This is a genomic window from Mycobacterium sp., assembly GCF_035314905.1.
In the GTDB taxonomy this organism is placed as follows: domain Bacteria; phylum Actinomycetota; class Actinomycetes; order Mycobacteriales; family Mycobacteriaceae; genus Mycobacterium.
This window is the reverse complement of record NZ_DATFYW010000218.1, coordinates 21391-27390: the sequence shown is the minus strand read 5'-3', so window position 1 is coordinate 27390 and position 6000 is coordinate 21391. Positions and strand designations below refer to the sequence as shown.

Genomic DNA, 6000 nt, shown 5'->3' with positions numbered 1-6000 from the left:
GTCGGTCACGTCGGCGGCGGGCAGCCCGGGGAACATCGCGGCCAGCCCCGCCCCCAGCCGGCTGGGGCCAAACCGGTTGTAGCTGTAGAGGTCGTCGTAGAACAGCTGCTCGCGGGTCACACACATGGCGTGGGCGTGGTTGTCGAACACCACGAACGTCACCGGCAGCCGATACTGCAGCGCGGTGTGCACCTCCATGCCGTGCATGTAAAACGCGCCGTCCCCGGCGATCACCACGGTGCGCCGGCCCCGGGCGAACGCCAGGCCCAGCCCCGCGCCGAAGCTATAGCCCATCCCGCCCATGCCCAGCGCCACCACGAACCGGCCGCCGCGGCGCACCGGCAGATGATGAATCGCCGCCGCCCCGGTGTTGCCGGCATCGACCACGATGTCCACCCCGTCGGGCAGCGCCTGATCCAGCGCCGCCATCGCGTCCCGGTAGCGCACCCCCGGCCCGTCGCACGCCGGCGGGACCAGCTCGCCACGCGGCACCCGATCAGGCACCCGCACCCCGATCGGCCGGCCCGCCCCCGACAGCGCCAACACCAACAACATCAACGAGCCGCGCAGATCCTCGGTGTGCACATGCGTGCACGCCAGATACGGCGCCGCCGACCCGATCGACACCACCCGCACACCGGCCAGCGCCTCATCCAGCCCGGCGCGCGCGGTCACCGACAACCGGGTGCCCACCACCAGACACACCGCGCTGCCCCGGATCGCCTCAGCCACCCCCGGATGACCCATCACCCCGCTCACCCCCAACGCCGACGACGACCCCAACCCCGGGATCCCGGCAACATCCTTGGCGTCGGGCACCGTGGCCACCCGCGCCCGCAACACCGCCCGCACCGCCTCCAACTCGGCGCGCGCATCGTCACGGGCCACCTGCTCACCGGCGATGATCGTGACCGGCCCCACCGCCCGGCGCAGCGCCTGCGCGACCGGATAGGGATCCCCCAACTGCCGCCGCGGCCGGTCCACCCCGCCCCCGTTGACACCGACCCGGCCCTGCTGCACATCCTTGGGCAACAACAACACCGCCGGCCCCCCGCTGCGCGCCGCCGCGATCGCCCGCGGCAGCGCCGCCACAATCCCCCCCGGCGTCGTCACCCGCTCGCAATACCGCGACACCGCCGAAAACAACGCCTCCCCGTCCAGCGACCCGTTACACCCGCTGGTGTCCTGAAAGCTGCCCCGCCCGTCCAGCATCGTCGGCGCCTGCCCGACCAGCGCCAGCACCGGCACCCGGCTGGCCAGCGACTCCCCCAACCCCGGAACCAGATTCAAACAACCCCCGCCCGAGGTCGCCGCCACCACACCCAAACCCGCCCCGCTGCGGCTATACCCATCAGCCATCGCCGCCGCCGAAAACTCATGCTTGGCCAGCACCGCGGCCACCCCACCGTGAAAATGCGCCGCATCGTAGAGATCCTCGATGTTGGCCCCATCCACCCCGAACACATGCCCCACCCCGATAGCGGCAAGATGCTCGACGATGTGATCGACCACCCGGTGCTGTCTCGTCATTTGCTCACCTGCCCCTTCCGCTGCAAGTGACACGACCGGCGTGTTACTTCGGTTCACCGGCATCAGGTGTGGCGCCCGTCGCCCACCGGAAGGTCATCGAAATGGCTTGGGCATCAATTAATTTCGACGCCGTGCTTACCCGTCGTGTCGGCGCTGGGCAGTGCAGAAACCAAACGACGCGTGTCAGAGGCTGCGCTGCAGCAGCACCTCTCCGTTGTCGGCGGACACGACCTGCACCGCCGCAATCTGGTCGATCGGCATTGAAGTGCTGCCGCCCGGTGTTGCGGTGACTCCGGTCAAAGCGACCCAGGTCGCCAACTGAGCGCGGCTGCCGTCGCGGCCGATCACCACCATGGCCAGCTTGTCGCCGGCGGCGTCGTCGTCTTCATGGCCGGCGCTCTCGGGCCAGACGCCGTAGGTGCACGTCATGTCGATGCGGGTGCCCCATCCGTGGCTACTGAGGCTCACGCTCGAGTTCAGCCCGTTCGGCGTCACGCGCGTCATCGGCAGCGCCGTCGACTGCGCCTGAGCCGGCGGCGCGGGCGTCGGCATCGCGGGGTTGGACCGCAGGGCGACGAAGGCGCCGACTACCAGGACCATGGCCGCGGCGGCGGCCACCGTCCACGTCATCAGCCGAGACCGGCGCCGCCGATGGCTGACCTTCGCCAGCAGCGACGTCAGCAGCTGAGGCCGCAGCGGCGGCGTCGCACTCGGGGCGTGCGCACCCTCGTCGATCGCGGCGACATCGTCGCGGCTGATCTGAGACAGCAACGCGGGCATCCCGCTGAGTTCTGCCACCGCCTCGCGGCACGATGGACACGAGTTCAGGTGCGCTTCGTACTCGCGCCGCTCCACGCCCGACAGGGAGCCCAGCACATAGGCGGCATCCCAGAGCGCGTACTCGTCGTGGTCTCCCACGGATGACAACCCCCCTCGGAATGGCGCGGCGGATCCACCGAACTGGGTCATCGCGTCACCCCCATCTCTTGCAGTGTGAGTCGCAGTGCGCGAACTGCGTAGTGAAGCCTGGACTTGACGGTGCCTTCGGCGATGTCGAGATCCGCCGCGATCTGGGCGGTTGACCAGCCCAGATAGTAGGAGCGGCGGATCACCGCCCGATGCTCGCCAGACAATTGCGCGATCGCATCGCCGATCAGCAGCCGGTCGAGCGCGGAGTCGACTTCGTCCGGGCCGGACCGCTCCGGGGTGCCGTACCCGTCGAGGGTCCCGACCTCATTGCGGAAGCGCGCGCCGCGGCGTTCGTCGATGATCATGTTGCGGGCGACGGTGAACAGCCATGCCCGTGCCGAGCGCTCGCTGTCGTCGGCGACCTCCGGGTGCTGCCAGGCGCGCAGGAGCGTCTCCTGAACTACGTCCTCGGCGCGTGCCTGATCGCCCGTCAGCCGTAGGGCGTACCGCCACAGCGCCGCGGCATGCTCGTCGTAGAGCACGCGCATGAGTTCAGCCTCCTGCGCTGCCTGATCGCCGATGCTCGGTACCGGATTCTTCATCACCGACCTCCCGGTGGTGATACGGGTTGACCACTCAGTTAGTTCACAGGGCCCGTCCGATTCATTGGGCAGTGCGGCCGTGGGGACTGGCGAGCAACGTCAGGATACGCGGTTCGTCCTCCGTCACCGCAACACTGTGCTCCCAGTGTGCCGCGCGAGACCCATCAGCAGTAGCCACAGTCCACCGGTCGTCGAGGACGACGGTCTTTGTGGAGCCGAGGGTGAGCATCGGCTCGATTGCCAGGACCGAGCCCGGCGCCAGGAAGGGGCCATGCCCGGGAGGGCCCTCATTTGGCAGGAACGGGTCCATGTGCATCTGCCTGCCGATCCCGTGACCGCCGTAGCCTTCGACGATGCCGAATGCGCGGCCGTATCGCCGCTCGGCGCCGCGCGTGGCCTGTTCGATCGCGTGCGAGACGTCGGTGAGCCGGTTGCCGGGCCGCATCGCGGCAATCCCGGCCTCCATCGCTTCCCTGGTCACCTGCGAGAGCGCCTCGTCCATCGGTATCAACGCGCCGACGCCGAACGTGATCGCGGAGTCGCCGTGCCAGCCGTCGACGATCGCGCCGCAGTCAATCGACACCAGGTCGCCCGGCGCCAGGATTTCGGATGCCGACGGGATGCCGTGCACCACCCGGTCGTTGACCGACGAGCAGATCGTCGCCGGATAGCCGTGGTAGCCCAGAAACGACGGGATTCCCCCGCCCTCGCGGATCACCGATTCGGCGATCTCATCGAGGGTCAGAGTCGACACGCCGGGCGCGGCCGCCTGGCGCACCGCGTGGAGCGTGACAGCCACCAGCGCTCCGGCGGCCGCCATCGCGTCCAGTTCACCGGCGCTGCGCTGCGCGACCACTTTGCGATTTCGCAGCCCCGGCAGGATGATCACGCTAGCGGCCCAGGGCCGCGACGGCGCGCGCGAAGACTTCGTCCTGGCTTCCGACGGCGTCGACCGGCTTGAGTACGTTGCTGTAATACTCCAGCAGCGGCGCGGTCTCGTCGCGGTAGACGTTCATCCGGTTGTGGATGACATCGTCGGTGTCGTCGGCGCGCCCGCGGTCCTTGAGCCGCTTGAGCAGCTCCTCCTCGCACACCTGGAACTCCAGCACCGCGTCGATTGTCGTGTTGCGGGCTTCGAGCATGCGCTGGAGCGCCTTGGCCTGGTCGACCGAACGCGGGTAGCCGTCGAGGATGAAGCCGTCGGCTGCGTCGGGCTGGCCGATCCGGTCCTCGACCAGCTTGTTGGTCAGATCCGACGGCACCAGGTCGCCGGCATCAAGGTACCGCTTGGCCTCGAGGCCCAGCGCCGTGCTGTCCTTGATGTTCTGCCGGAACAGCTCGCCGGTGGAGATCTGCGGGATCCCGAGCTTCTCGGCGAGCTTCACCGCCTGCGTGCCCTTACCGGCGCCAGGCGGGCCGAGCAAGACAACTCTCACTTCAGGAACCCTTCATAGTTGCGCTGCATGAGCTGGCTTTCGATCTGTTTGACCGTATCCAAACCAACCCCGATCATGATCAGAACCGCTGTGCCGCCGAACGGCAAGTTCTGGACGCCGCCGGCATTGCCGATGTCGAGGAAGAGATTAGGCAACACGGCGATCACTCCGAGGTAGATCGAGCCGGGAAGAGTGATCCGGTTCAGCACATACCGCAGGTAGTCGGCGGTGGGCCTCCCGGGCCGGATACCCGGGATGAAGCCGCCGAACTTCTTCATCTCGTCTGCACGTTCGTCCGGGTTGAACGTGATCGACACGTAGAAGTAGGTGAAGAAGATGATCAGTCCGAAATAGATCCCGATGTAGACCCAGTTACTCGGGTCCGACAGGTAATTGCCGACGAACTTGTCCCACCAGCTGTTGCCCGGTGTGGAGCTTCCGCTGCGCACCAGCTGGGTGATCAGGTGCGGGATGTAGATCAGCGACGACGCGAAGATGACCGGGATGACGCCTGCCTGGTTCACCTTCAGCGGCAGGTAGGTCGACGTGCCGCCGTACATGCGCCGCCCGACCATCCGCTTGGCGTACTGAACGGGGATGCGTCGCTGACCCTGTTCGACGAAGACCACGCCGACGATGATGATCAGCGCCGCGACGCAGACCGCGGCGAATACCAGGGGGCCGCGGGTATCCAGGATGTTCCTGCCCTCGCCGGGGATGCGGGCGGCGATACCGGCGAAGATCAGCAGCGACATGCCGTTGCCGATGCCCCGCTCCGTGACGAGTTCGCCCATCCACATCACCAGCGCCGCGCCGGCGGTCATCACCAGCACGATGACGACAAGAGTGAAGATCGACTGGTCGGCGATGATGTCCAGGTTGCAGCCCTGCAGCAGGCCACCGTTGGCCGCCAGGGCGACGATGCTGGTGGCCTGCAGGATGGCCAGCGCGACGGCCAGGTATCGGGTGTACTGGGTCATCTTGGCCTGACCCGACTGGCCTTCCTTGCGCAGCTGCTCGAATCGCGGGATCACCACGGTCAGCAGTTGCACGATGATGCTGGCGGTGATGTAGGGCATGACCCCCACGGCGAACACCGTGAGCTTCAGCAACGCCCCACCGGAGAACAGGTTGATCAGCGAGTAGATCTGCCCCGCTTGCCCCCCGCTGACCTGATCGATGCACTTGTGCACGTTGCCGTAGTTGACGCCGGGAGAAGGCAGCGAGGCGCCGACCCGGTACAGGATGACGATCCCGAGCGTGAACAGGATCTTGCGTCGCAGGTCGGCTGTCCGCAGCGATGAGATGAAAGCCGAGAGCACTCTTCCTCCTGCGCAGCCGAGATCTCATCCGCGGCGTGCCAAATCGGCTGGTCTGAACCAGCGTCGGGTTGGTCCGTGTCGCGCCGACCCGCCGCAGGTCGCGCGGCGCAAGTCAGGCGTTGAACAGTCTACGAGAGTAACAGCTGTGCCCCGCGGGCCGGGGGAACTGCCCGCTCGCTCGCGGGGGACTCAACGTGTGCG

6 protein-coding genes are annotated in these 6000 nt (G+C 67.6%); all 6 read right to left on the bottom strand.

The genetic code is table 11. The features are described from left to right. The coding region (locus tag VKG81_RS19320; protein ID WP_324398345.1) for a thiamine pyrophosphate-binding protein at positions 1–1530 on the bottom strand (1530 nt) is incomplete at its 3' end. Between the two features lie 183 nt (positions 1531–1713). Then, a complete protein-coding gene (locus tag VKG81_RS19315; protein ID WP_324398344.1) occupies positions 1714–2499 on the bottom strand; it encodes a zf-HC2 domain-containing protein in 786 nt (261 codons plus the stop codon). Then, positions 2496–3041, bottom strand: a complete 546-nt coding sequence (locus VKG81_RS19310) for a sigma-70 family RNA polymerase sigma factor (protein ID WP_324398343.1) — start codon at positions 3039–3041, stop codon at positions 2496–2498. Before VKG81_RS19310 ends, VKG81_RS19315 begins: the two co-directional genes overlap by 4 nt. Before the next feature lie 61 nt (positions 3042–3102). Continuing rightward, positions 3103–3930: a type I methionyl aminopeptidase gene (gene map, locus VKG81_RS19305; protein WP_324398342.1), complete on the bottom strand. Its 828-nt coding sequence runs from the start codon at positions 3928–3930 to the stop codon at positions 3103–3105. A 1-nt stretch (position 3931) separates the two neighbouring features. Next, positions 3932–4477 carry an adenylate kinase gene (locus tag VKG81_RS19300; protein ID WP_324398341.1) on the bottom strand — a complete coding sequence of 182 codons (546 nt, stop codon included), beginning with the start codon at positions 4475–4477 and terminating at the stop codon, positions 3932–3934. Beyond that, positions 4474–5799 carry a preprotein translocase subunit SecY gene (secY, locus tag VKG81_RS19295; RefSeq protein WP_324398340.1) on the bottom strand — a complete coding sequence of 442 codons (1326 nt, stop codon included), beginning with the start codon at positions 5797–5799 and terminating at the stop codon, positions 4474–4476. Before secY ends, VKG81_RS19300 begins: the two co-directional genes overlap by 4 nt. Between the last annotated feature and the right edge of the window lie 201 nt (positions 5800–6000).

Excerpts from the sequence above, each read along its gene's own strand:
- VKG81_RS19315 (WP_324398344.1), bottom strand. The coding sequence starts at position 2,499 with ATGACCCAGTTCGGTGGATCCGCCGCGCCATTCCGAGGGGGGTTGTCA.
- VKG81_RS19310 (WP_324398343.1), bottom strand. The coding sequence starts at position 3,041 with ATGAAGAATCCGGTACCGAGCATCGGCGATCAGGCAGCGCAGGAGGCT.